The sequence below is a fragment of the Ferruginibacter profundus genome (assembly GCF_054783275.1).
Genome location: NZ_BAAGQW010000001.1, coordinates 1,335,928 through 1,359,852, shown reverse-complemented (window position 1 = coordinate 1,359,852; position 23,925 = coordinate 1,335,928). Strand labels below are relative to the sequence as shown.

Sequence of the window (23,925 nt, the reverse complement as noted above, 5' to 3'; positions counted from 1 at the left end):
TATTTATATCGGCCGCAAGCAAAATCAGTAATTACCCGTAGCTTTAATGCTTAAGCACAGAAAATGATTGAAACAACAGATGCCATTGAGCAGACAAAAAGATGGATCAATGATGTGGTGGTGGGGTGCAACTTTTGCCCCTTTGCCGCTAATGTGGTAAAGCAACAAAGCGTTTTTTATACAGTTGAAAACAGTGATGATGCCGTGGTATGCCTTGCGGCATTGCTGGATGAAGCAATAAGGCTGGATGATGAAAAAACCATTGAGACCAGCTTCCTTATTTTTCCGCAATCATTTGAAGTTTTTGACGACTATCTCGACCTGGTGGCGGATGCAGAAGATATGCTGATAGCAAAAGGGTATGAGGGAATTTACCAGCTGGCCAGTTTTCATCCTTTGTATATGTTTGCCAACGCAGTGGAAAAAGATGCCGCTAATTATACCAATCGTTCCATTTACCCGATGCTGCACTTGTTGCGTGAGTCAAGCATAGACAAAGCATTGGAAAATTATAAAGACCCTGAAAATATTCCCGGCGACAATATTGATTTTGCAAGAAAAAAAGGACTGGTATACATGAAAATGCTCAGGGATGCCTGCATGTGATCAAGGGAATACCAGTTTTATTTCAGAAAGGTCTTCTTTAAGGAATTTGGTGTGCAACTCATTATACCTGGTGGAATTGGCCAGTAATGCATCCAGGTGAAATTGTACTTTATATACGTCCGGCTTTGCTGAAGATTGCGCCGCCATTTTATCCAGGTAAGCCAGCGCCCTTGCGGTTTTATCTTTATCAGTAGAGTATTTCATGCTTTTGGTAAGAATTTCTTTCTGCGTGGTATAATAATTTTTTAATGAGATCATTTCATGCCTGATGCTGTCTATTGCCAATGACCTTATTGTACTGGTTTGCTGCAGTTCATTTGTTTCAATGGCTGTAACGGCGCTGCGTAATTTTAAAGTTAATGAGTCTTCTGTTACAGGTTTAATTTCCGGTGTAGCAACAGTAACCGGTGCTGTATCATTTTCTTTTGCATGTTGATTGCAGGACAGGCAGCATAGCAATACAGCAACGGGGATAAGTTTCATAACAATAATAATTGGTAAAATAACTATCCCGAAATTAGCGGGTAAAAGCAATGAGCGTTCCTAAACGAATGTTAACGAGAGGGACTATGTTACCGCATTTTTTTCTGTATCATCTATTGTAATATCGATCTGGAAAATTATGGCTTCAGCAGTTTTTTGTACCCTCATTTTGCCTCCATAATATTCAAGCCGTTGTTCAATATCCATGAATTCATTACTGGTTTCTGACAATAAAAAATTGGTATCATCATGGCTTAATGTTAAACCCAGGTGCGGCTTATTATAGTTTAAGCGGATGCCGATATGTTTGGCAACCGGGTTACGCAGCATCAGGAGTATAAAATTCTGGATGATACGAAACACAGAAAGCTTATCCTCCATGGCGAGGGCTTCAATTTTTTTGTCGTTGTATTCAAATTCGATAGCAACAGGGTGTTCCGATTTAAGGTTCTCGATATAATCTTCTGTGCCAATGATAAATCCAAAATGTTTGATAGCAGCAGGAGTAAGATTAAGGCTGAGTAACTTTAACTCCCTGATAGCATGATTGATTGATTCCAGTACTTTATCATTCAGATCCGGGTCGGATTTTGCCTTATTATGGCTGAGCAATAGTTTGCTGTACACCAGCATCTGGCTTATATTTTCGTTAATGGTATGCTCAATGCTGATCCTTTCTTTTTCCTGCGCTTCAATGGCATGGCGCAACATTTCCTGTTTGGATTTTAATAATTTTGCTTCCAGCTCCTTTATATAAGTTACATCTGCAACATGCACAAAAAAACCTTTTACCTGGTTGTTTGCTATATGGGGAGTATAGGTGGCCAGGGAATGCCTGATACCTTTGCCGGCAACAGGTATTTCCCGCTCAAAAACCTGTTTTTCTCCTGCCAGTGCAGCTTTAATGTGCGGCAGATTTTTTTCGTAAAGTGGTCCCAGTAATTCTTTCATGGTGATCTTACCGATCATTTCTTCCTTGGATTTTCCAAACCATTCAATATAGGCATTGTTGGCAAACCTGCATACCTGGTTGGTATCCCAGTAGGCCAGCATTGCAGTAATATGGTCAGATACCAATAAGCCCATTTCTCCCGGGCTGGTATTAGCAGGGGTTGACAAAGTCATAAAAATTTGCTTGAACACTTCTATAAACAGTGGTCAAAATACAAAACAAAAATATAAATGCGGGTGTTGTATAAATCATATTATTGTTATAAACAAACTGTGGTTTTTAAAGCCGCGATGATTTTTAATCCTGATAGTTTTTCAGATGCACTATTTTGCGGTGTTCAACGGATCAATAAAAATAATTTATGAAGATATTATGGAGATACCTCAGGCCATACCGGTGGCTGGCCATTTTTTCGATGTTGCTGGCGGCTGTTGCACAGGCACTCAATTTCTTTGACCCGGTGATCTTTGGAAAGATCATTGATGGCTATGCTTTGAACCCGGAAAATAAAACTGAAAAAGAACTGGTAACGGGTATCTTGTGGCTTTTACTGCTGGCAATAGGAATTGCATTTGCAGCCAAACTGGCTAAGGCTTTCCAGGATTATTTTTTGCGGCTGGTGGTACAAAAATTTGGTAAGAGCGTTTTTGATGACGGGCTTAAACAAACATTGCGTTTATCGTACCAGGAATTTGAAGAACAAAGAAGCGGCGAAACACTTTCCATTCTGCAAAAGACCAGGAGGGATACTGAAAATTTTCTCAGTTCATTTATCAATATTCTTTTTTCCACTGTAGTAGGGTTGGTCTTTCTTATTTACTATGCCATTACAAAACACTGGGCATTGATACCTGTATTTTTAATAGGCGTGGTGTTGCTGGGCGGGCTTACCGGTTTGCTGAGTAAAAAAATAAAAACCATTCAGCGGAAAATTTTCAGGGAGAATGCCATCATGTCCGGCAATATCACAGAATCATTGCGCAATATAGAATTGGTGAAAAGCCTGGGCCTTACATACCCTGAAATAAGAAGGTTAAAAACATTTACTCAAAATATTTTTAACCTGGAAATGATGAAGGTAAAAAAAGTACGCAGCCTTGGTTTTATGCAGGATGTTACCCTGAATTTACTCAAGCAATCCATACTTTTTATTTTGCTCTGGCTTATTTTCAGAAAAGTACTTACAGCGGGAGAACTGATCTCCATGCAATTTATCATGAATTATATTTTCGGGCCATTGCAGGACCTGGGCACTATTATATTGGCTTATCGTGAAGCAGAAGCATCCTTGCAAAACTTTGACCTGCTGATGCAAAAACCTGTTGAAATGCGCCCCGAAGAACCGATTGAAGTAGGTAACGTGGAAACCCTTGAATTTAAAAATGTGGTGTTCAGGCATAAAACGGCAACAGAAAATTCCATTGATAATATTTCGTTTAAGGCAAGTGTGGGGGATTCCATTGCTTTTGTTGGCCCCAGTGGTTCCGGCAAATCCACGCTGGTAAAATTACTGGTGGGGCTTTACTCACCGGTTACCGGAGACATTTATTTTGACAATGTATCAGTTAAGGATATACGCTATAACAAAGTAAGAAGGCAGATTGGTTTTGTAACACAGGATACGCAATTGTTTGCAGGCACCGTAAGGCAAAACCTGCAATTTATTAAACCTGCTGCCACAGAAGAAGAGATGATCATGGCGTTACAAAAATCTGCGTCCTATAATTTAATAAAAAGCCCGAAAGGCCTGGATACAGTGCTGGGAGAGGGCGGTACCAAACTATCCGGTGGCGAAAAACAACGGTTGTCTATTGCACGGGCACTTTTAAGAAAACCACAGATACTGATATTTGATGAAGCTACGGCATCGCTGGATTCCATTACCGAAGAAGCCATTGCCGAAACTATCAATGCTATTGCGGCAGAAAAGCAACAGATCATTATTTCTATTGCCCATCGCTTATCAACCATCATGAATGCCAGTATGATCTACGTACTGGAAAAGGGCAGGGTTACAGAAACCGGAACACATGAGCAATTGCTGCAACTGAAAGGATTGTATTATGCCATGTGGCGGCAACAGATCGGTGAAAGAAATACCAAAATCACCAATGTAAAAGATAATGACCGACTGGCAACAGGTATAACTGAATATTTATAATGCAGATGGTATTAAGTTCTTTTCAGCCAGCCGGTAACACTCATCCTGCTGCGGTTGGATTGTGCTACTTCATGTTCCATTTCATCACTTTTAAAAAATACAGAAGTCTGAGATTGTGGTTGTATTTTTTGTGCGGTATCGTTTTGGTATACTACTAATTGCCCGCCGTCTTCTTCCTGCCAGTCGTTATTTAAATAACTGATCAGCGAATATTTTCTATCGCTGTCATTCTTGAACTGGTCTTTATGGCGTTTATAAAAACTACCTTCTTCATAAACCGCATAATGAAATTCGTAACCATTAATACCGGTGTAGCAGGTGCGGTTGAGGTATTCAATAAAATCTTCCACCCGTTGTAAAAATTCCTGTTCAAAAATATTGTTATGGCTTTTATCCATCCAGTAAATTTTATCGCCCCGCATTTTCTGCCTGGCATCTTTCACTTCATCATTACCAATACCTGCGACAGTCATCAGGTCGTCTTTTTGCAGTTGCAGGATATTTTGTTGCAGTCCTTTGCAGAGTGCTGCATTTAAAAAGCCGGTATCCACGCCAATATTATTATCCAGGTAACTATCAATCAGCAGGTCAAAGGTGTTGGTCATTCCAGTATTTAAGCTGAACAAGTTAGGCTTTCTGCAGGCAGCAGCAGTATTTATTATTGCAATTGGAGAAACGCTTTTATCTTTACATGCTAATTTTAAAAATGAAAGACTTTAAAAAATACTATATTATACCGGCGCAGCCCGAAGAAGTGTATTTAGCCTTAACCCTGCCGCATACCATAAAATTATGGACCGGTGAAGATGCGGAAATGAGTACCGAACCCGGTAGCGAATTTTCTATGTGGGAGGGTAGTATAGTGGGTATGAATATTGCTTTTGAAGAAGGTAAAAAGATTGTGCAGCAATGGTATTTCGATGGGCAGGAAGAAGCATCAATTGTTACGATCAAATTGCATCCGCATAAACAAGGTACTTCAGCCGAACTGCTGCATACTAATATTCCTGATGAAGTATATAAAGATTTTACAGAAGGTTGGGACGAAAGTTATTTTGGACAGCTGATTGATTTTTATAGCTGATCCCCCCGCAGATAACGCAGAAGTCGCAGAGAGATATTTCTTATCTGCAGGATTATTTCAAATTTTATATGATGAGTTTTAAATTCTCAGACAAAAATATTGCAACTGCAACAATTGCAGATGCTGCTGCAATAACAGCATTACTCAACAGCGCCTATCGTGGCGAAACTTCCAAACAAGGCTGGACAACAGAAGCACACCTTATTGCAGGCAACGTACGTACCAGCGAAAGCCATTTACTGGAAGTACTACAACAGCAAGGGAGTGTATTATTGAAATATACCAATGATGAGCAACTTGCCGGTTGTGTAAACCTGCAGCAACATGGTGATAAAATTTACCTGGGTATGTTAAGCGTATCTCCGCATTTACAAAGCGCAGGCATTGGTAAAAAGTTATTACAGGCTGCTGAAGAATATGCTTTACTGGTACAATGCAAAGCGGTGTACATGACGGTTATCAGTGTTAGAACAGAACTGATCAACTGGTACCAACGCCATGGCTATGGTGATACGGGCGAAAGAAAACCATTTATTGAAGATGGCGAATCAGGTAAACACTTACAACCATTGGAATTTATGGTGATGGAAAAAATAATCAGTCAAAACCCTGTGTTGTAATTTAATATATTCCGGCAGCTGTTAAGAATTTTAAAATATTCTGCAAAATGATTGTAATCATTTGTAGTCTTTGAATATTTCCGGTACTTTGACTGGTGAAAGTAAAAAAAATAACGGCAATACTATTAATGGCGGTATATGTTTTTTCTGCAACGGCAGTTGGGGAATTACTTAAATTGCCATTGCTGGTAATGCATTATTACGATCACCGTGAAGAAAACAAGGCCATTCAATTAACTCAATTCCTGTTTATGCATTATAGCCGGGAAGATGGCACCGACAAAGATGCCAAAGAAGATAGCCGGCTGCCTTTCAAATCATCTGCTGTCGTTACAGCAGCAGGTTCATTCGTTTCAATTATCCCCGATTTAAATTTCACCTTATTAACCCGGCCGGTTAGTACTACCAATTCTTTTGGCACGTATGTTAATTTATTGCTTCCCTGCCGGTATGCTGATGCCATCTGGCAACCTCCCCGCTTTTGCTGATTTTATTTTAAGTGACTACATTTTTTAAACTTTAAATTTTCAGCAATGAATACAGCACACTTTCATTTGCTGCTCAATCATTTTCCTGTGATAGGAACATTGATTGGCAGTTGCCTTCTATTATGGGGCATTATAAAAAAACAAGATCATATCAAATCAATAGCAGCTATTATTTTAGGTGCTATGGCAATAATTGCAGTACCGGTTTATTTAACCGGTGAGCCGGCTGAAGAAGCGGTTGAAAAATTACCCGGCGTTTCTGAAGCCATTATTGAATTGCATGAAGAAGCTGCCGGTATTGCTATCTGGCTGATGGGCATTACAGGTATAGTAGCATTGGTGGCGGTAATATTTGCCTGGCTGAAGCGTAAAACCGCAGGCATGATTTTTATTGCCACTTTTATTATATCGGTTATTTCCTTTGCCGCAATGGCACGTACCGGCTATTACGGCGGACAGATAAGGCATACTGAGATCAGGAACGGGAATCTGGTAAACCAGCAGCATGTAAACGAAGAAGGGAATACAACAAAAGAAAAAGATGATGATTGATAATAAAAAGGTGGCACAGCAGCATGTGCCACCTTTTTACTGATTTACTTCATCCATGGTGATTATGCTGGTCATAAAATAATTGACTAAAAAACTTAAATTGCTTATATGAACAATGCTGTTAATAATGCTAAGGGTTTAACCGATGAACAGGTAATGGTAAGCCGCCGCCATCACGGCAGCAATACACTTGAAATGCAGGAAGACCGTGTGCTGCTGCAGGTATTAAAAGAAATAGTGCTGGAACCTATGTTCATTATTTTACTGGCAGCCTGCATTGTTTATTTTGTGGTGGGGCAGTACCAGGAAGGTATCATTATGCTGGTATCAATATTTATTGTGGCCGGTATTTCATTATTCCAGGAATACAGGAGCAAGAATGCCGTACAGGCATTAAAAAAAATATCCGCAGCCAAGGCAAAAGTGTTGCGCAACGGGGTAATGGTAAACGTAGATACAGAAGATATTGTGGTGAATGACCTGCTATTACTGGAAGAAGGAGAAATAGTGGCCGCAGATGGTTTAATAATGGCGGCCAATGATTTTTCAATCAATGAGTCAATTCTTACAGGCGAATCATTTGCCGTAACTAAAACTGCCGGCGATAAGAACAGTGTGTACAAGGGAACACTGGTAACAAGCGGCAGTGCAACTATACAAGTTACTGATGTAGGATTAAAAACTATGTTCGGTAAGATCGGGTTATCGCTTAAAGAAATTACAATTGCAAAAACACCCCTGCAATTACAGATCCGTTCTTTTGTACGTAGTATGGTTTGGATAGGTGTCATCGCTTTTTTAATTGTGGTAGGTTTTAATTATTACCAGTCGGGAGATATTGTGCATTCTTTTTTACAGGGGCTTACTTTAGCGATGAGTATTTTACCTGAAGAAATTCCTGTGGCCTTCAGCACTTTCCAGGCACTGGGCGCATTTCGTTTATTAAAGAATAATATTATTGTAAAACAACCGCAGTATGTGGAAACATTGGGTTCTGCCACGGTGATCTGTTGCGACAAGACCGGGACGCTTACACAAAATAAAATGAGCATTGCTTATTTGTACGATGCGGTGTCAAAATTATCTGTTCCGGTAAAAGACAAGGAACCGTTGCCGTTAACCCTTATTGAATACGCCATGTGGAGCAGCGAAACCAATCCTTTTGATCCGATGGAAAAAGCGATTCATCAATTGTATGAAAACATTACGGCAACAGATAAACGAAAATCATTTGAACAAATACATGAATATCCCATTGGTGGTAAGCCACCCATGATGACCCATATTTTTAAAGATAACACCGGCGAAATCATCATTGCAGCCAAAGGCGGCCCCGAAGGAATTTTAAGGCAAAGTAATTTATCAATCGCTGCATTAAAACATATTGAAGAACAATCACTGGCTTATGCAAAAGCAGGCTATCGTGTTTTAGGCGTGGGAAAGGGAAAATGGACAGAAAAAAAATGGCCCGTATCCCAGGAGGAATTTGAATTTGAATTTTTAGGATTGATCGCCTTCCAGGACCCTCCAAAAGAAAATATCATGCACACCATACAAACATTCAGGGAAGCTGGTATTTCTGTAAAAATGATCACGGGAGATTATGCCGAAACAGCATTGGCTATTGCAGGGCAAATTAAATTAGATCATAACAGTGAAGTATTGACAGGGCAGGAAGTATTGCATTTAAGTAAAGAAGTTTTACAACAAAAAGTGCAGCAGGTAAATATTTATGCCAGGATGTTTCCCGAAGCAAAATTAAAAGTGATTGATGCGCTGAAAGAAAATGGTGAAGTAGTGGCGATGACCGGCGATGGTGTTAATGACGGCCCTGCATTAAAAGCCGCACACATTGGTATTGCCATGGGGCTGCGTGGCAGCGAAGTGGCCAGGAGCGCCGCTTCATTAATTCTTACCGACGATGACCTGGCACATATGACTGATGCAGTGGCATTGGGCAGAAAGATCTACGACAACCTTAAAAAAGCCATTCAATACATTGTGTCCATTCATATCCCCATCATTTTAATCGTAACATTACCGTTGCTGTTATTGTGGAAGTTCACCGATTTTTTTTCGCCGGTACATGTTATCTTTTTAGAATTAATTATGGGACCCACCTGTTCTATCATTTACGAAAACGAACCGATGGAGCCCGGTACCATGCAACGTAAGCCATTGCGTGCAGGTACATCGTTCTTATCTTTAAAACAATTATTGCTGAGTATTATACAGGGTTTGATGATAACCGCAGGTTGCCTTGCTATTGGTTATTATTACATGCAGCAGGGCAGTGATGAAACCACTATCCGCACAATTATTTTTGTTACGCTTTTATTCAGTAATATTTTTCTTACGCTGGTCAACCGCTCATTTGTGTACACGGTATTTAAAACCATTCGCTATAAAAATAACCTGGTACCATTGATCACCGGTATTACATTGGCTTTTATTGCCATGTTATTATATGTTCCGTTTATACAAAATTTATTCCGTTTACATACACTGCCTTCTGTAACCATTGGTATTTGCGCCGGCACTGCATTGGTAAGTACATTATGGATCGATTTGTGGAAGCTGGTAAAAACAAAAAAGGCTGACAGTATCAACTGATCAACCTTTCAATAAAATATGTGGCAGAAAAATTAAGGGGCTTTTCTCACATTGATAGCGTTGGCACCCTTGGGGCCCATTTCCACTTCAAATGTTACTTTGCTGCCTTCATTCACTTCGTCTTTTAATGCATTGATGTGCACAAAAACACTTTCTCCTGTTTCAATATCTTTTATAAAACCATATCCTTTAGCACCATTAAAAAAGGTAACTGTTCCTGTTCTTATTAAGTCAGCCGGATCTATATCGCCTTGTCTTGGTACACCAATCTCGATATCTTCCAGTTTGATCTTGCGCATTTTTTTAGGATCGGGAGGTGTTGCAGATATGTTGCCATTCTCGTCAATATAGGCCATCATATCATCCATGCTTTTTGCCTTAGGATTCTCCTTGCGTTCCTGCATTCTTTCTTTCTTCTCTCTTTTACTTTGTTGTTTTTTCTTTTCTCTTTCTTTTTTATTCCATGTTTCCGCCATATTGTACTGTTGTTTAGTGATAAAATGAGCTGTTAAGCTGAAGGATAGTAGAGTTAATATCTGGGGAAAAAGTGTTGAGGGATTTCGGCAGATTTATATAAAGGTAAAACTTTTTAGGCGGTCTTTCTAATCTTTCTGATTTATGGAATAGTTAAACCTTTGTTTATCGGGGATACGGCAAGGAAAGAGGGTAAAATGAGGACCGACCAACAGGTAATATTTTAATCCTATAGGCATAAGGCATTCAAGAAAACATTCAGGAACCCTAAATGTCCTTACATGTCAAAATGGTTTAATGGTATTATTAAGCCGGAGCAGTATGCCCGGTGAAGCTGCTAAGCAGTAACTTACTCCACGGTTACTTCCTTTGCAATTGCAATAGCTTTTTCTTTCACTTCCTGTACATCGCTGCCCAAAGCGTCATAAGCCAGTGCCACAGCCATTCTCCTGTATGGGCGGGTAACGGGTTTGCCAAAAATGCGGATATCAGATTGTGCATGTGCCATAGCTTTTTCAAGCCCGGTGTACCTGGGGGCAGTACCATCTTTATCTGCCAGTATCACAGCGCTGGCGCCCACACGTTCCAGCGTAATGGCAGGAATTGGTAAGCCCAGTATGGCACGGGCATGCAATTCAAATTCAGAAAAATTTTGTGTGCCGGCCAGGGTTACCATGCCGGTGTCATGCGGCCTGGGAGATAATTCTGAAAAATAAACACCGTCATCCGCCAGAAAAAATTCAACGCCCCAGATACCGGCGCCAGTTAATGCGGCCGTCACTTTTTCCGCCATTTGTTGTGCGGTAGTTAACTGGCCGGATGCAATAGCGGCTGGCTGCCAGCTTTCCTGGTAATCGCCACGTTCCTGGCGATGGCCAATCGGCGGGCAAAATAAAGTATCGCCGTTTTGTTGTGTTACGGTAAGTAAAGTTATTTCGGAATTGAAGCGTACAAATGCTTCTACTATCACTTCGGTCTGATCGCCCCGTTTGCCCGATTGTGCATAGGCCCAGGCTTTTTCAATATCTGCTGTGGTTTTAATTACGCTTTGCCCTTTACCTGATGAACTCATCAATGGTTTTACCACACAGGGAATACCTACTTTTTGGGTGGCAGCTATCAGTTCTTCCAAACTATTGGCATATTCGTATTGCGCTGTTTTTAAGCCCAGTTCTTTTGCTGCCAGGTCACGGATGGCTTTACGGTTCATGGTAAAATTAGCTGCTTTGGCACTGGGCACCACAGTAATGCCCCGTTGTTCATAATCATAAAACCGCTCGGTGCGGATGGCTTCTATTTCGGGCACAATAATATCCGGGCTATGTTTGGCTACAATACTGTCCAGCGCAGCGCCATCCAGCATATTGATCACTTCTCTTTCATCTGCCACCTGTTGTGCCGGTGCATCATTATAACTATCCACGGATATAACGTATTGGCCTAAACGCTTTAAAGCGATCACTAACTCTTTTCCTAATTCGCCGGAGCCGAGGAGCATTATTTTCTTCATAGTAAAGTGTTTTGAAACGGGGCAAAATTAAGGGATTGCAGGGGTAAGGTTTTCAACTTTTTAAAAGTTGGAAAGCTGCGTGAACAGGGGAGAAGAACTGGTTTGTTTTTTAAGCGGTTCATTTTAGCGGCACATCGTTCAGCTTTACCCTACCTGGTCTTGAAATAATTGTCAAGAGTTAACAATGCAGACTTAAATTCATGAAACCGGTCTCTGTTAAGAATCTTTATGAATGCTTTTTCCAGGTCCTGGTTTGCTTTTTTGAAATCTTCTAAAAATTGATGCCCTTTTTTTGTCAATGAAAGAGTTTCAGACTTTTTATTGTTTTCTGTGGGACTTGCGGTCAAATAGCCATTTTCAATTAATTCGTGATTTAGTTTTGAAATGGCTTGTCGTGAAATTCCCAATTGTTTGGCTACCATATTGTGATTATTTTCTTTTGTATCAATACGGAGCAGTATGCTTACGTGAGTTGTTCTTATGTCAGGGTAGCCAATGTCTGCCCATTTTTGATTGGATGAATTAGTCAGCTGTCTTGACAGGTGATGTATCAGTCCCGAAATATTTTTTTCATCATTCATTTGGAAAAGTCATTTTATCGGCTGTATATTTGTCAATAGTATTGACATTATGTAAATAATACTGACACAAATATAAAACAATAAAGATGAAAATTGAAATTGAAAACATCATTGCCGCCGGAATTAAAGCCCTTAAAATTGCCAATGAACAAAACGTTGCTGTTTGCCTGACTGTTATAGATGAGGGCGGACATATTGTATACCAAAGCAGAATGAATGGGGCAAATTTCATTACCAATGAAGTTTCGTTGTTAAAAGCGAAAACTGCTTTTTTGTTTAAGTGTCCATCGCATATTTTAAGAACGATTACAGAAAAAGTACCTGTTTTGGCTCAGGCAATTCAGCAGGTACCCGGGGATGCCTGTATGCTGGAAGGTGGTTTGCCTTTAAAACTTGATGACCAGTTTGTTGGTGGTATTGGTGTATCCGGCGGAAACTTTGAACAGGATTTATTGGTAGCCAATGCTTTTGTTGAATCCTTAAACGAGCTAAACAATGGAAATTAATATTGAAGAAATCCCTTTTGATGTACGTTACAAATTATTAACCGGAACAGTTGTGCCCCGGCCGATTGCTTTGGTGTCCACTATTTCACCGGATGGTAGCTGTAACCTTGCACCATTTTCGTATTTTAATATAGTAGGTCATAACCCAATGGCATTGTCTTTTTCCGTGGCCGGAATAAAACCAGATAGGAAAAATAAAGATACTTTCACAAACATTATTGAAGTAGCGAAAAGCGAATTTGTCATTAACATTGTCAATGAAGCAATGGCAGTCAGGATGGCAAAGGCAGCAACTGTTTTAGACTATGGTGTATCTGAATTTGAATATTCAGGACTTACAAAAGAAAAAAGTCACACCGTAAAACCATTTCGTGTAAAAGAGTCACCGGTATCATTTGAGTGCGAAACTTTTAAGGTAGTTGAAGTTGGAATTTCAAAGCTGGTTATCGGAATCGTAAGGCACTTATATATTTCAGACGAACTTTTAGAAAATAATTTTAGGATCAATCAGTCTAAATTGAAAGCAATCGGTCGTATGGCTGGTTCAAATTATTGTGTATCTACCAATTTGTTTACGGTAGATGACGAAAAGTTTTTTCCGTTATAATGCAGGAGCCGATGGGTTTAAAAATTCACTCGCCTGCCATCATTCGATTTTTTTTCGGGCTAATATCGCGGTAAATTCTTAAAAGTAATAGCAAATAAAACACCTGAAATTATGAGAACCCCGGTTCCCAATCGGTATAAGAGATCAATCATGCAGCTATCGCCTGATCATGGATGATTTCCCATCAGGATTAAAATTATGCTCCGGAAAGCCCGACTACTGAAATAGAAAAATCTATAGTTAAGTATTTCCACTGATGCTAAAAGTTAAAAAACCACCAACAAACTACCTCCAAATCTTTATTGTCACCCGTACTGTCACTTAAGGCTGTCAAAATATTCAGGAATAGTTACAATTAATTTTATACCGGGTAATGCCTTTTCAATGGTTTGATAATCATCTTTTCTAAGTTCTGCATCAACAATTTTCAATACTTTAAGATTAGTTATTTCCTTTAGCTTGTCAAGTTCCTTTGCAATGTCAAGCTCTTTATTTTTTGAGAGATCAAGTACTTCAAGGCTTGTCAATTTAGTGATAGAATTTGGTAAAGTGGTTAGCTTATTGGAATTAAGGATTAGTGTCTTTAAATTTATCAGTTGCTCAATTTTGACTGGAAGTTCTGAAATACTATTTGCATTGCTATCTTCCATTGCCGAAAAGGGCGGATAAAAAACTATATTGCTGCTGCCTAAATCTAAATAAGTAAGGTCAGTTTTGTCAAAAACAGAGTCTGGAATTGAAGTTAATTTTTGTCCGCTTAAAATAAGCTTTGTCTCATGCTTTGCCATGTGCACCTGATTGCAGGAGAAAATGGTAAATAGCGTTATGATTAGTAATGGTCGCATCTGTGTATACCCGGTTACGTTTATATTTACCATTGCAGCAATGCAATTTATTGAAAATAGTCATATGAATAAGTGCTTCGGATTTCAGTCCGCTTTCTCCCAATATTCCCCTTTTCCCACACCCGCTCAAAATCCACCTTTTTAAGCTACTTTTGCCGTTCTTAAAAAGAGGAGAATTTACATGAAGAATATCAGAAACTTTTGCATCATTGCCCATATTGATCACGGAAAAAGTACCCTTGCCGACCGTTTGTTGGAATTTACCCATACCATTGGCGAAAGGGATATGCAGGCCCAGGTATTGGATGATATGGACCTGGAAAGGGAAAAAGGCATCACCATTAAAAGCCATGCCATCCAGATCAACTATAAGTGGAAAGGTGTGGAATATGTGTTCAACCTGATTGATACCCCCGGCCACGTGGATTTTAGTTACGAAGTGAGCCGTGCGCTGGCCGCCTGCGAAGGCGCCCTGCTTTTGGTGGATGCTTCACAAGGTATTCAGGCACAGACAATCAGCAACCTGTACCTCGCTATTGAAAATAACCTGGAGATCATTCCTGTCATCAATAAAATTGATATGGACGGGGCCATGATACCCGAAGTGACCGACCAGATCGTTGAACTGATTGGTTGTAAACCCGAAGATATTTTGCTCGCCAGTGGTAAAAGCGGTATTGGTATCGAAGAGATCCTAACCGCCATTATCGAACGTATCCCTGCGCCACAGGGCGATCCGGAAGCACCTTTACAGGCACTGATCTTTGATAGTGTGTACAATTCCTTCAGGGGAATTATTGTGTACTACAGAATTTTTAATGGTACACTTAAAAAGAACGATAAAATTAAATTCAGCAATACCGGCCTGGAATATGGTGCCGATGAAGTGGGTATATTAAAACTGGGCATGGAGGCGAAGAATGAAGTGAAGGCAGGGGATGTGGGCTATATTATCACCGGTATAAAAAATGCCAAGGAAGTAAAAGTGGGTGATACCATTACCACTACGGTAAATGGTTCCAGCGAAGCCATACAGGGTTTTGAAGATGTGAAGCCGATGGTATTTGCCGGTATATTCCCTGTGGAAACAGATGCGTTTGAAGAGTTGAGGGATTGTATGGATAAACTGCAATTGAATGATGCCTCATTAACTTTTGAATTGGAAACCTCACAGGCACTGGGCTTTGGTTTTCGTTGCGGATTTTTAGGTATGCTGCACATGGAAATTATCCAGGAGCGTTTGGAAAGAGAATTTAACCAAACGGTAATTACCACTGTACCCAACGTAAGCTTTATTGCCACCACAGTTAAAAAAGAAATAGTCAAAATAAATAATCCCACCGAAATGCCCGACCCTACAAGGATCGATCATATTGATGAACCATTTATCAGGGCACAGATAATTACCAAACCGGAATATATCGGCAATATCATGACCCTGTGTATTACCAAACGTGGTGTGCTTACGCACCAGAGTTATTTAACGCCCACAAGGGTGGAATTAAGTTTTGAAATGCCTTTGACAGAAATTGTATTCGACTTTTATGATAAATTAAAAAGCATGACGAGAGGTTATGCCTCATTTGACTATCACCCGATAGAATACCGGGCCAGTGATATTGTGAAAATGGATATTTTACTCAATGGCGAAAAAGTGGATGCCTTAAGTGCATTGATCCATCGTGGACGTGCACACGAATTTGGCCGTAAGCTCTGCGAAAAATTAAAAGAACTATTACCTAAACAGCAATTCCAGATTGCAATACAGGCAGCCATTGGCGCCAAAGTGGTTGCGAGAGAGAACATCAGCGCCATGCGTAAAGATGTAACTGCAAAATGTTATGGTGGTGATATCAGCCGTAAACGTAAACTCCTGGAAAAACAGAAAGAAGGTAAAAAAAGAATGAAGCAGATCGGTAATGTGGAAGTACCACAGGAGGCGTTTCTGGCAGTGTTGAAACTGAATGATTAAGGGCTTGGTATTGAACATTTGATTATGGACAAGGAAAATGTTCAATAATCATTGTTCAACGCTCAATGTTCAATAAAAGACAAGAGCCTTTATAATGTTGTACCATTTATAAAAGAGGTACAAAGTATGATATAATGCAAGTTTATTGAGCATTGAATAATTCTTTAAATAAAACATTCCCAATTTTACCGCAGTAACGAACCAATGAAAAAGCCTTTTGCCATTATTGCCATCATTTTCAGTCTTACCTTAACCATCTTTCGTGTATCAAGATGCATGCAAAGATTAGATGCTTCGCAAAGAGCCGGTGCCAAACGGGATTATTACGAAGCCTGCCAGAAAAAACTGGACACTGCCTGGATGTATTTTAAACCCGTTGCAGCCGCATTGGAAAATAACCAGCCGGTAAGCGATGCCGTACTCACCACTACCACATCCAATTTATACGATGTGTCTCATGATGTGGTGCAGATAGCTGAATATGATGATGAAGGTGGTTACTATAAAAAATATGTGACAGAGTTTATAGAATTTGAACGTGGTTTAACCTGCTGCTACCTGCGAAAATACCAGGAAGAGCTGTTGAAAAATAAAAAACTGAGCAAAGGCACTTACGCAAACCTTATGAGCTGGCTGGACAGGTTTCCTACCTACAGTACTATTTACGGAGAAGTTACATTCAATTTATATAACCGCAGCGATTTTTCGTTGTTCCGGGCTGCTGTAATGGCCGCTGCCCCGCTGGAACCTGGAAATAAGACTATACCATAAAAATGAAGTGGACAAAATATTTACCTGTTGAAAATTATACACTTTCCACTAAGCTATCTGTTGATGAAGTTCGTGATCTTATAACAGCTCATGTTGCTGCAAAAAGGGGGTTTACACTGGGTTTTTATAATACTAAAGTAACGGAGCCATACGAAGGTGAAGTAAAAGAAAATACATTTACGATAAGCCGGGTTATAAATTACCGCAACTCTTTTTTACCCATAATTAAAGGCAGTATCAGCAGCTTTATCGGCCGCACTCAAATTGATATTACAATGCGTCCTGCCGTTGGCGTATTAATCTTCATGTCGGTATGGCTGGGCGCAGTCGGCATTGCATGCCTGTGTATCATTGTTGTTGCCTTAATGCACATAACAGAGATCGGCAACGTTTTTACACAAGGTTTTTCCCCTGTAGTTCTTATTCCTTTCGGCATGTTTATTTTTGGTTACGTGCTTATTTATTTTGGATTTAAATTGGAAAGTAAAAAATCAAAAGAATTTTTACAAAAATTGTTCGCTGCCGAAGAAGTAAATAATCAATAAAAAGTGGAGTGATTGCAGGTATCTGCAGTAAGAGTAACGGAATCTTTTTTTATCAGCACTTCTCCTGTTTTTGATGGGAACTTATTTACTAAAGGAGAATCAACTGGTGCCACAGGCATTACTTCAATAATTCCTATTTCTTCTCTGGGAGGTTCGGGGATAAAACTAATATCCCCTTTAGTTACTTCTTCAACTATTACCGGAGGCGTAAATCCTATTGTGGTTACAAAGGGTGCAGGAACTTTAGTAGTATCACACGATAATTTAGTAGCGTAGGGCGGCCCCATTGTTTTTGTACTGGTTATTACACCCGTCAAACTATTATCTGTTACATCTCCTGTTACTTTGGTGTTGCAGGAAAATAACGTAGTGCTGAATACTAACAGGCATGCTGCTAAAAATTTCTTCCAGGCCGGCATGCGGATATAAAAAATATTTTGTGGTAATTCAATGGTGATCCGATGCAATTGTTCGTTACGAAAACGGCCACAAACTTTTTCTTCCTTTTTGTTGAGGAAAAAATATTTTACCTCTTCGTCACTCATGTTGGTAAAATCAACCACGGTTTTTACACAGGCGTTGCAATGGCGGCCCTGCGCATCGGGTATCATGGCATCCCAATCTTCATGGCAGGGTGTGGGGATAGAAATGGTAAACATACAATGACAATGATTTTTTTTAAGATGCAACAGCAGCAGGTAATCCATAAACCAGTTGCGGTTAATTTATCTTCCGGTATTTTAAAACTATATGTGATATTTTTTTGTTGTTGTGCATTCTGCCGCTATCTTTAAAAAATATAATTTTTTATCCACCCAACAACAGCTTATGAATCCCTTAAAAAATAATGCCCAACGTGCCAAAGCAGTAAATATTATTTTTATTGTTTTACTGGTATTTAATGTAGTTACAATTATATCGGACCTTATGCAATTAAGCCTGATCAGGGACCTGGTTGCCGGCAAAGCAGATACTGAAGCTGCCAGGACAAATGATATGAGGGTATCAGCACTGGCTATCGGTAATTTAATTGTGTTGATTTGCACCATGGTATTTTTTATTTTATGGTTCAGAAGGGCTTACAATAATCTTCACCTGACAAATGAAGTGAACCTGCTGTACACCGAAGGCTGGGCTGCAGGTGCGTGGTTTGTTCCTTTTTTAAATTTGGTGAGGCCATACCAGATCATGATCGAAATCTGGAATAAGACCCAGGAGGCTACAAAGAACCTGCTTTCATTTAAGGGAGGAACGATCGTGGGCTGGTGGTGGGCCATATACCTTATTTCAAATATTATTACCAATTTTACTTCACGTGTTTTTAATGACAATACTTCACTGGATGGTTTAACAAGCAGTACCTACGCACAAATAGTTAGTAATAGTTTTGAAATTATATCTATTACGCTTACCATTATAATGGTAAAAAAGACTGCAGATATGGAAGCCAAACTTTATGAATCTTTTCAAATAACCGAAGATGATAAAGCGGATTTGATTGGCGTGGTATAACTAAGCTTTTTTCTTTTTTGAAAATGGATTGCGTGCTGCTAATGCTGCGGGTAAAATAAATGCAGTGGCTGGATAAGAATCTTTTGAAGCAGGATCTTTATCATTCCTTTTTGAAGTATCTGTATTTTTTACAGTGGTACTGGTGTCCTCATTTTGTTTAAGTACTTTATAATTTGTGGAATCAAATGGGAAAACAGGAAGAGGCGGCGATACTGGTTCTCCCCCCATATTTCCCATAACCATATCGTCAAAAACTACAATATCCCGATTTGATTTTCTTCTATGTTTTTTCTTCCTAAAATGCTTGTGCTTTTTCTTATCGGTTTTTATTTCGGTTATTTTTTTATAAGACGAAATTGTATCTCCCTGCCTGAATGAAGTGCCGGCCAGCGTGGTATCAATCGCCAAAAAGGTTCCTCCAAAACAAATTAAAAACGCCACTAAAAACTTTTTCCAGGAGGGGAGTTGTATACGGAAAATATTTTGTGGCAGCTCAATTACAATTCTTTGTAATTGTATGTTCTTAAAACGGCCACAAATTTTTTTATCATAATTACTGATGAAATATTGTTGTATGGCTTCATCACTCATCACAGAAAAATCAATCACTGTTTTTGCACAGCTGGTACAAAAACGCCCTTGTTCATTAGGCGTCATATTATCCCAGCCTTCAAAGCAGGGTTTTGGTATGGAGATTTTGAACATAAATTTTCAGGAGCAGATTTTACTGCTCAATGCTGCACTATCCTTTCACCTTTTTTTTAGGCGGTACCGTTTTTGGTTTTACCGCTTTAGGTTTTTCTTCCACCGGCTTGTCGGTGCTATCAGCTTCATTACCTTTTAATTTACTTTCATCCAGGTTGCCATTGATATCCCTTACCGGGTTAGGCACGGGTTCTTTACCCAGTGGCGTTACCTGGTCAAATATTTTTTCTACGTGTATCCATTTGCCGTTTTTCCATTTAAAACCTTCGTAATCGCCATCACCAACCAGGGTCCATTTTTTGGTGGGTTCATTACTTTCGGATACCAGGTGCTCCACAATGATCATATCCATTTCCGGATCGTAATTCAGTTTGGGGCCGTCTGTTTTTTTATACTCCATAATATAACGGCCAATGGAAGTTTTAAAAACTGTATCTTCTTCAAAACTAAAATAGCGGCCGCCAAATGTGGGTTCGCCATTAATAAAATTCAATACTTCAATGATCTTCCTGTTGCTGCGGATATTATTTTCATCAAAGCCCAATAAGGTGTAATAATCATGATTGGCACTTCTTTTCTGCACAATATTATAATACACGGCGCCTATCCAGCCATTGTTATTACCAACGGTATCTACCTGGTTTTTGGTTACTGCCGATTTATCAATAAGGCCATACAGTTTTAATGAGCCATCATCGGTACGCATTTGTATAGCACCATGGTGACGGATCACATTATCGTTAACCACCATCTGCCAGGTAAAAATCTTAAATGTGCTATCCGGCGCATATAGTTTGGATATGGTTTCCAAAGAATCAAAAGCATAGTAGAATGAGTTGGGTACTTTTAATGCCCTCACCAGCATCCGGGTAAGCATACTGTCTGCCGCAAAACGGTCTGCAGAAGTGATGCCGTTGATCAGTCTGGCAGAATATTTTTTTAAGGAGTCTTCTTTAAGCCGTAAAATTTTTGCATCAGCTTTAGTAATAGGCTGCGCAAATGAACAATGATACACCAATACAAAAGCCAGCAAGGCCGGTAATTTCTTCATGCAATAAATTTACTTAATCCTTTTAACAACAGGGGTACAAAATTATTGTATAGTTATAAAATTTAACTAAAACTTAGGAGTGCGCAGGGGATGACACTGAATGGATGTATTGCCACAAATTTTATAAATCCAAAGCAAAAGCGATCAACGAGGGATATACCTCATCAATGCGTTCGTCGTTGGTATCTACTTCGGGTCTTGTAGTGGTAAGAAAAACAGTTTTAATACCAAGGTTACGGCCAAACTCCATATCGCTTAAGGTGTTACCTACCATTATTGCCTTGCTTAAATCAATGTCGGTAAAATCTTTTACTGCCTGTAAGCCCATACCGGGATTGGGTTTGCGGTTGGGGCTTTCCAGCTCGGGACAATAATAAATCGCATCTATCTTTCCGCCTACGGCTTCAATATCGCTGGTCATATTCTGATGAATGATCTTCAGGTCTTCTTCTTTGGTTACACCCTTGCCAACACCACGTTGATTGGTAACAATAATGATGCGGTTGAATTTTTGAGTGAAAATCTGTATAGCTACTTTAGCCCCATCATAAAATTTAAACTCATCCCAGGTATGGATATAGTCTAAATGTTTTTCGTGGTTGATCACACCATCACGGTCTAAAAATAAGGTCCAGGTGTTATCTATTGTTTTTAAATCGATCATAGTTGATTATTTGTGCAGTACCATGTTTATACAACGAAAAAATGCTTTGTTCAATTCCTGATTCCTAATTCCCGCTGTGCTTTTTCATAATCTTCCGGAATACCAATATCAATAAAGTAGTCATCAAAAGCAATACCGTATAATTTATGGGTATCGACATTTTTTTCCAGGTATTCTTTTTCAAAAGAAAAAATATCCGGTAACGGTTCTTTTAAAAATGCTGCTACATTTAAAACATAGATGCCGCCATTGATAAGCCCTTTTTTAAGAAATTGTTTTTCTTTAAATGAAGTGATCATCGCGTTACTATTAGTTTCTGCCGAACCATACCTGCTGAAGTTGGTCATCTGTTTTAATGCAATGGTACATTCGTTTTTTTGTTTGCTATGAATATCGGCCAGTTCCTGCAGATCAATAGCAAACAAAGTATCAGCATTAAGTACGATAACATTTTCTTCCAGTGCATTTTTACAGGCTTCTTTTATTGCCCCACCGGTACCCAACGGGGCTTTTTCTATAACGTAAACTTTATCAAGGTTTTTGTAATGTTCTTCTGCAAAATCAATAATGCTTTCGCTTTTATATCCTAAGGAGAAAATAAAACGTTTGATGCCTTGTTTTTTTAAATCATTAATGATGAATGCAAGAAACGGCATACCATTTACCGGCGCCATGCATTTAGGCACATCACTAACAACACTTTTCAATCTTGTGCCCAATCCTCCCGCCAGTATTACGGCTTCGGTAATCATGCGAAATACTGTGCCTCTACCAGTTCGCAAATAATATGGCCCAGCATGATATGGCTTTCCTGTATTCTTGGTGTATCAGAAGAAGGCACATTCAGCAAATGATCTGAGATGGCTTTCATCTTACCGCCGCTTTCGCCGGTAAAGCCAATGGTGATCATGCCTTTTTCTTTGGCTACTTCAAAAGCTGCCACAATATTTTTACTGTTGCCCGAGGTAGATAAACCAATCAATACATCGCCTTTACTACCGATGCCTTTTACCAGGCGGCTGTAAATAACATCATAACTGTAATCATTGGCCACCGCCGTCATGTAAGACGTGTTGCAGTGCAACGCTTCTGCCGGCAACGCATCACGGTCTAAATAAAAACGGCCGCTGAATTCCGCTGCTAAATGCTGTGCATCGGCTGCGCTGCCGCCATTGCCGCAGAATAATACCTTGTTGCCATTTTTAAATGCGGCTACAATTTCAGTTACACAGGTATTTACGGTTTGCAGCATGGCATCATTTTGTAAAAGTTCCTGTTTAACTTTAACAGATGCAGCTATAATATCTTTTATCTTATTCAACATGTTTTTATATCAATGTAATTAACAAAGGGGTGTATATCAGTGGGCAAAGATACGCCATAAAGAGGGGGCTGCCAAGTGGCTGTAACAGCAGCAGGTATCATGAAATGCTGCTTTATTTGACTTTAACTTTTTTTTGCCAATGGCCCGGGCTGACAGCTTTTCAAACTGTAGTGCTATCTCTTTTTGCTGAAAGCACTGCTACAGCAAGGTGCTACATTTTCCTGCGCAATTATTTCCTTTGTAATCATGTCTTTTACATTAAGGCTGTTCAATACTCCAGGTGGTTAATCCATAATCCACAAACGAATACTTTTTTATTTCCCCGCCAAAACTATTCAGCGCTTCAATTACAGTATTGCGACTATTACCCGGGCAATAAAAAGTCATAAAGCCACCGCCTCCTGCGCCGCTGATCTTGCCGCCTGTTGCACCTGCATTTTTTGCTGCCTCGTAAATGGCTTCAATGGCATTGTTGCTGATATTTTTAGCCATCAGGCGTTTTTGTTTAAAGCCGTAGTCTAATATTTCTCCTAATTCATCCAGCCTGCCCGCAAGTAATATTTCTTTCATTATTTGTGCCTGCTCTTTTAAGTGATGCATGGCATTGATGCTGATTTCATTTTTGGTGAGTACATTGTTTACCTGCTCCGGAATAATATTGGAACTCTCCCGGGAAATAGCAGTGAAATATAAAACCAGGTTATTTTCAAGGGCCTGTAAACAGGCAGCAGCGACAGGCAATGGATTTACAATTACCTGGTCGGCATTGTAAAACTCCATAAAATTAATGCCGCCGAATGTTGCGGCATACTGGTCTTGTTTACCACCTGTTAATTGCAGGTCGTTTCTTTCTATATCGTAAGCATATTGTGCCAGCTGGTATTTGGTTAATGGCAGTTGCAGCATTTCTTTAAACACACCAGTTACCGCTACCGCAAGTGTGGAAGAGGTACCAAGACCCGAACCTGCGGGGGCATCAACAAAAGTTGATAGCCTGAAGCCTGTGCCGGGTAATGAATAGTCTTTAAGAATACGGTTGTAAACACCTTTCTGCAGATCCAGTGTGCCATCTATCGGTAAGGGAATGCCACAGTTGAATTCCTGTTTTTCATTCCTGTCGGGTGCTTCAATAATTATTTTGTTTTCGGTAATGGGCTCAATAGTGGCGTGGGCAGCAAGTGAAATAGCTGCATTGAGTACAGCACCGCCATAGAGATCGCTGTAAGGGCTTACATCGGTGCCACCACCGGCAAGGCCAATACGAAGAGGTGCTTTGCTAAAGAATATCATGGATGTTTT

The 23,925-nt window shown here is 39.7% G+C and carries 27 protein-coding genes; 13 read left to right on the top strand and 14 right to left on the bottom strand.

The features are described 5' to 3' along the window. The first annotated feature begins 63 nt into the window (after positions 1-63). The gene (locus ACYVM0_RS05740; RefSeq protein WP_460553828.1) at positions 64-606 is read left to right on the top strand and encodes a DUF1415 domain-containing protein; all 543 of its coding nucleotides are present in this window, start codon (positions 64-66) and stop codon (positions 604-606) included. Here ACYVM0_RS05740 and ACYVM0_RS05735 read toward each other — a convergent pair whose 3' ends face one another. Both ACYVM0_RS05735 and ACYVM0_RS05730 read right to left on the bottom strand, forming a co-directional pair. Next, positions 607-1,089 carry a hypothetical protein gene (locus tag ACYVM0_RS05735; protein ID WP_460553825.1) on the bottom strand — a complete coding sequence of 161 codons (483 nt, stop codon included), beginning with the start codon at positions 1,087-1,089 and terminating at the stop codon, positions 607-609. It lies immediately after the preceding gene. A gap of 84 nt (positions 1,090-1,173) precedes the next feature. After that, positions 1,174-2,214 carry a PAS domain-containing protein gene (locus tag ACYVM0_RS05730; protein WP_460553822.1) on the bottom strand — a complete coding sequence of 347 codons (1,041 nt, stop codon included), beginning with the start codon at positions 2,212-2,214 and terminating at the stop codon, positions 1,174-1,176. A 188-nt stretch (positions 2,215-2,402) separates the two neighbouring features. Between ACYVM0_RS05730 and ACYVM0_RS05725 the strand changes: the two genes are divergently transcribed. Continuing rightward, positions 2,403-4,202, top strand: a complete 1,800-nt coding sequence (locus ACYVM0_RS05725) for an ABC transporter ATP-binding protein (protein ID WP_460553819.1) — start codon at positions 2,403-2,405, stop codon at positions 4,200-4,202. Between the two features lie 11 nt (positions 4,203-4,213). Here the strand turns inward: ACYVM0_RS05725 and ACYVM0_RS05720 are convergent, their stop codons facing one another. Further along, entirely contained in the window at positions 4,214-4,807 is a 594-nt protein-coding gene (locus ACYVM0_RS05720) for a 2OG-Fe(II) oxygenase (RefSeq protein ID WP_460553816.1), read from the bottom strand. 101 nt (positions 4,808-4,908) lie between these two features. On the opposite strand from ACYVM0_RS05720, the gene ACYVM0_RS05715 reads away from it, so the two are divergent. From ACYVM0_RS05715 to ACYVM0_RS05695, 5 genes are all read left to right on the top strand, one after another. Next, on the top strand, positions 4,909-5,286 hold the full coding sequence (locus ACYVM0_RS05715; RefSeq protein WP_460553813.1) for an SRPBCC domain-containing protein: 378 nt from the start codon (positions 4,909-4,911) through the stop codon (positions 5,284-5,286). 68 nt (positions 5,287-5,354) lie between these two features. Continuing rightward, positions 5,355-5,906, top strand: a complete 552-nt coding sequence (locus tag ACYVM0_RS05710) for a GNAT family N-acetyltransferase (RefSeq protein WP_460553810.1) — start codon at positions 5,355-5,357, stop codon at positions 5,904-5,906. A 128-nt stretch (positions 5,907-6,034) separates the two neighbouring features. Beyond that, the gene (locus tag ACYVM0_RS05705) at positions 6,035-6,394 is read left to right on the top strand and encodes a hypothetical protein (protein WP_460553807.1); all 360 of its coding nucleotides are present in this window, start codon (positions 6,035-6,037) and stop codon (positions 6,392-6,394) included. A gap of 45 nt (positions 6,395-6,439) precedes the next feature. Further along, on the top strand, positions 6,440-6,946 hold the full coding sequence (locus ACYVM0_RS05700) for a DUF2231 domain-containing protein (RefSeq protein ID WP_460553804.1): 507 nt from the start codon (positions 6,440-6,442) through the stop codon (positions 6,944-6,946). Positions 6,947-7,054: 108 nt separating this feature from the next. After that, on the top strand, positions 7,055-9,559 hold the full coding sequence (locus ACYVM0_RS05695; protein WP_460553801.1) for a cation-translocating P-type ATPase: 2,505 nt from the start codon (positions 7,055-7,057) through the stop codon (positions 9,557-9,559). 32 nt (positions 9,560-9,591) lie between these two features. Here ACYVM0_RS05695 and ACYVM0_RS05690 read toward each other — a convergent pair whose 3' ends face one another. The 3 genes from ACYVM0_RS05690 to ACYVM0_RS05680 form a co-directional block, all read right to left on the bottom strand. Beyond that, positions 9,592-10,035, bottom strand: coding sequence for a cold-shock protein (locus ACYVM0_RS05690; protein WP_460553798.1), 444 nt, complete (start codon positions 10,033-10,035; stop codon positions 9,592-9,594). 347 nt (positions 10,036-10,382) lie between these two features. Then, positions 10,383-11,543 (bottom strand): phosphoribosylglycinamide formyltransferase 2, encoded by a 1,161-nt coding sequence (purT, locus tag ACYVM0_RS05685; protein WP_460553795.1) that lies wholly within the window; start codon positions 11,541-11,543, stop codon positions 10,383-10,385. A 149-nt stretch (positions 11,544-11,692) separates the two neighbouring features. Further along, positions 11,693-12,124 (bottom strand): MarR family winged helix-turn-helix transcriptional regulator, encoded by a 432-nt coding sequence (locus ACYVM0_RS05680; protein WP_460553792.1) that lies wholly within the window; start codon positions 12,122-12,124, stop codon positions 11,693-11,695. Between the two features lie 86 nt (positions 12,125-12,210). Here ACYVM0_RS05680 and ACYVM0_RS05675 point away from each other — a divergent pair, with 86 nt between their 5' ends. Both ACYVM0_RS05675 and ACYVM0_RS05670 read left to right on the top strand, forming a co-directional pair. Then, the gene (locus ACYVM0_RS05675; RefSeq protein WP_460553789.1) at positions 12,211-12,630 is read left to right on the top strand and encodes a GlcG/HbpS family heme-binding protein; all 420 of its coding nucleotides are present in this window, start codon (positions 12,211-12,213) and stop codon (positions 12,628-12,630) included. Next, positions 12,620-13,237, top strand: a complete 618-nt coding sequence (locus ACYVM0_RS05670; RefSeq protein ID WP_460553786.1) for a flavin reductase family protein — start codon at positions 12,620-12,622, stop codon at positions 13,235-13,237. The genes ACYVM0_RS05675 and ACYVM0_RS05670 overlap by 11 nt, the downstream gene beginning before the upstream one ends. A 317-nt stretch (positions 13,238-13,554) precedes the next feature. On the opposite strand, the gene ACYVM0_RS05665 is transcribed toward ACYVM0_RS05670, so the two are convergent. Further along, entirely contained in the window at positions 13,555-14,025 is a 471-nt protein-coding gene (locus ACYVM0_RS05665) for a leucine-rich repeat domain-containing protein (RefSeq protein WP_460553783.1), read from the bottom strand. A 238-nt stretch (positions 14,026-14,263) separates the two neighbouring features. Here ACYVM0_RS05665 and lepA point away from each other — a divergent pair, with 238 nt between their 5' ends. From lepA to ACYVM0_RS05650, 3 genes are all read left to right on the top strand, one after another. Continuing rightward, positions 14,264-16,054, top strand: a complete 1,791-nt coding sequence (gene lepA / locus ACYVM0_RS05660) for an elongation factor 4 (protein WP_460553780.1) — start codon at positions 14,264-14,266, stop codon at positions 16,052-16,054. Positions 16,055-16,258: 204 nt separating this feature from the next. Further along, positions 16,259-16,825 carry a hypothetical protein gene (locus ACYVM0_RS05655; protein WP_460553777.1) on the top strand — a complete coding sequence of 189 codons (567 nt, stop codon included), beginning with the start codon at positions 16,259-16,261 and terminating at the stop codon, positions 16,823-16,825. Between the two features lie 2 nt (positions 16,826-16,827). Next, a complete protein-coding gene (locus ACYVM0_RS05650) occupies positions 16,828-17,370 on the top strand; it encodes a hypothetical protein (protein ID WP_460553774.1) in 543 nt (180 codons plus the stop codon). On the opposite strand, the gene ACYVM0_RS05645 is transcribed toward ACYVM0_RS05650, so the two are convergent. Beyond that, positions 17,364-18,029 carry a hypothetical protein gene (locus tag ACYVM0_RS05645; RefSeq protein ID WP_460553770.1) on the bottom strand — a complete coding sequence of 222 codons (666 nt, stop codon included), beginning with the start codon at positions 18,027-18,029 and terminating at the stop codon, positions 17,364-17,366. The genes ACYVM0_RS05650 and ACYVM0_RS05645 overlap by 7 nt on opposite strands. 169 nt (positions 18,030-18,198) lie before the next feature. Here ACYVM0_RS05645 and ACYVM0_RS05640 point away from each other — a divergent pair, with 169 nt between their 5' ends. Beyond that, complete coding sequence (locus tag ACYVM0_RS05640; protein ID WP_460553768.1) at positions 18,199-18,882, top strand: DUF4328 domain-containing protein; 684 nt, start codon at positions 18,199-18,201, stop codon at positions 18,880-18,882. Here the strand turns inward: ACYVM0_RS05640 and ACYVM0_RS05635 are convergent, their stop codons facing one another. The 6 genes from ACYVM0_RS05635 to ACYVM0_RS05610 all read right to left on the bottom strand — a co-directional run bounded on the left by ACYVM0_RS05635 (position 18,883) and on the right by ACYVM0_RS05610 (position 23,916). Beyond that, positions 18,883-19,587: a hypothetical protein gene (locus ACYVM0_RS05635; protein WP_460553765.1), complete on the bottom strand. Its 705-nt coding sequence runs from the start codon at positions 19,585-19,587 to the stop codon at positions 18,883-18,885. A 37-nt stretch (positions 19,588-19,624) separates the two neighbouring features. After that, positions 19,625-20,638: a hypothetical protein gene (locus tag ACYVM0_RS05630; RefSeq protein WP_460553762.1), complete on the bottom strand. Its 1,014-nt coding sequence runs from the start codon at positions 20,636-20,638 to the stop codon at positions 19,625-19,627. Between the two features lie 121 nt (positions 20,639-20,759). Next, positions 20,760-21,302, bottom strand: coding sequence for a D-glycero-alpha-D-manno-heptose-1,7-bisphosphate 7-phosphatase (locus ACYVM0_RS05625; protein ID WP_460553759.1), 543 nt, complete (start codon positions 21,300-21,302; stop codon positions 20,760-20,762). 50 nt (positions 21,303-21,352) lie between these two features. Continuing rightward, positions 21,353-22,054 carry a nucleotidyltransferase family protein gene (locus ACYVM0_RS05620; protein WP_460553756.1) on the bottom strand — a complete coding sequence of 234 codons (702 nt, stop codon included), beginning with the start codon at positions 22,052-22,054 and terminating at the stop codon, positions 21,353-21,355. Next, positions 22,051-22,626: a D-sedoheptulose-7-phosphate isomerase gene (gene gmhA, locus ACYVM0_RS05615; protein ID WP_460553753.1), complete on the bottom strand. Its 576-nt coding sequence runs from the start codon at positions 22,624-22,626 to the stop codon at positions 22,051-22,053. The genes ACYVM0_RS05620 and gmhA overlap by 4 nt, the downstream gene beginning before the upstream one ends. Positions 22,627-22,884: 258 nt before the next feature. Next, positions 22,885-23,916, bottom strand: a complete 1,032-nt coding sequence (locus ACYVM0_RS05610) for a GHMP family kinase ATP-binding protein (protein ID WP_460553750.1) — start codon at positions 23,914-23,916, stop codon at positions 22,885-22,887. Positions 23,917-23,925 lie beyond the last annotated feature (9 nt).

Coding starts and splice junctions, on each gene's coding strand:
- ACYVM0_RS05740 (WP_460553828.1), top strand. CDS start 64: ATGATTGAAACAACAGATGCCATTGAGCAGACAAAAAGATGGATCAAT.
- ACYVM0_RS05735 (WP_460553825.1), bottom strand. CDS start 1,089: ATGAAACTTATCCCCGTTGCTGTATTGCTATGCTGCCTGTCCTGCAAT.
- ACYVM0_RS05730 (WP_460553822.1), bottom strand. CDS start 2,214: ATGACTTTGTCAACCCCTGCTAATACCAGCCCGGGAGAAATGGGCTTA.
- ACYVM0_RS05725 (WP_460553819.1), top strand. CDS start 2,403: ATGAAGATATTATGGAGATACCTCAGGCCATACCGGTGGCTGGCCATT.
- ACYVM0_RS05720 (WP_460553816.1), bottom strand. CDS start 4,807: ATGACCAACACCTTTGACCTGCTGATTGATAGTTACCTGGATAATAAT.
- ACYVM0_RS05715 (WP_460553813.1), top strand. CDS start 4,909: ATGAAAGACTTTAAAAAATACTATATTATACCGGCGCAGCCCGAAGAA.
- ACYVM0_RS05710 (WP_460553810.1), top strand. CDS start 5,355: ATGATGAGTTTTAAATTCTCAGACAAAAATATTGCAACTGCAACAATT.
- ACYVM0_RS05705 (WP_460553807.1), top strand. CDS start 6,035: ATGGCGGTATATGTTTTTTCTGCAACGGCAGTTGGGGAATTACTTAAA.
- ACYVM0_RS05700 (WP_460553804.1), top strand. CDS start 6,440: ATGAATACAGCACACTTTCATTTGCTGCTCAATCATTTTCCTGTGATA.
- ACYVM0_RS05695 (WP_460553801.1), top strand. CDS start 7,055: ATGAACAATGCTGTTAATAATGCTAAGGGTTTAACCGATGAACAGGTA.
- ACYVM0_RS05690 (WP_460553798.1), bottom strand. CDS start 10,035: ATGGCGGAAACATGGAATAAAAAAGAAAGAGAAAAGAAAAAACAACAA.
- purT (WP_460553795.1), bottom strand. CDS start 11,543: ATGAAGAAAATAATGCTCCTCGGCTCCGGCGAATTAGGAAAAGAGTTA.
- ACYVM0_RS05680 (WP_460553792.1), bottom strand. CDS start 12,124: ATGAATGATGAAAAAAATATTTCGGGACTGATACATCACCTGTCAAGA.
- ACYVM0_RS05675 (WP_460553789.1), top strand. CDS start 12,211: ATGAAAATTGAAATTGAAAACATCATTGCCGCCGGAATTAAAGCCCTT.
- ACYVM0_RS05670 (WP_460553786.1), top strand. CDS start 12,620: ATGGAAATTAATATTGAAGAAATCCCTTTTGATGTACGTTACAAATTA.
- ACYVM0_RS05665 (WP_460553783.1), bottom strand. CDS start 14,025: ATGGCAAAGCATGAGACAAAGCTTATTTTAAGCGGACAAAAATTAACT.
- lepA (WP_460553780.1), top strand. CDS start 14,264: ATGAAGAATATCAGAAACTTTTGCATCATTGCCCATATTGATCACGGA.
- ACYVM0_RS05655 (WP_460553777.1), top strand. CDS start 16,259: ATGAAAAAGCCTTTTGCCATTATTGCCATCATTTTCAGTCTTACCTTA.
- ACYVM0_RS05650 (WP_460553774.1), top strand. CDS start 16,828: ATGAAGTGGACAAAATATTTACCTGTTGAAAATTATACACTTTCCACT.
- ACYVM0_RS05645 (WP_460553770.1), bottom strand. CDS start 18,029: ATGTTTACCATTTCTATCCCCACACCCTGCCATGAAGATTGGGATGCC.
- ACYVM0_RS05640 (WP_460553768.1), top strand. CDS start 18,199: ATGAATCCCTTAAAAAATAATGCCCAACGTGCCAAAGCAGTAAATATT.
- ACYVM0_RS05635 (WP_460553765.1), bottom strand. CDS start 19,587: ATGTTCAAAATCTCCATACCAAAACCCTGCTTTGAAGGCTGGGATAAT.
- ACYVM0_RS05630 (WP_460553762.1), bottom strand. CDS start 20,638: ATGAAGAAATTACCGGCCTTGCTGGCTTTTGTATTGGTGTATCATTGT.
- ACYVM0_RS05625 (WP_460553759.1), bottom strand. CDS start 21,302: ATGATCGATTTAAAAACAATAGATAACACCTGGACCTTATTTTTAGAC.
- ACYVM0_RS05620 (WP_460553756.1), bottom strand. CDS start 22,054: ATGATTACCGAAGCCGTAATACTGGCGGGAGGATTGGGCACAAGATTG.
- gmhA (WP_460553753.1), bottom strand. CDS start 22,626: ATGTTGAATAAGATAAAAGATATTATAGCTGCATCTGTTAAAGTTAAA.
- ACYVM0_RS05610 (WP_460553750.1), bottom strand. CDS start 23,916: ATGATATTCTTTAGCAAAGCACCTCTTCGTATTGGCCTTGCCGGTGGT.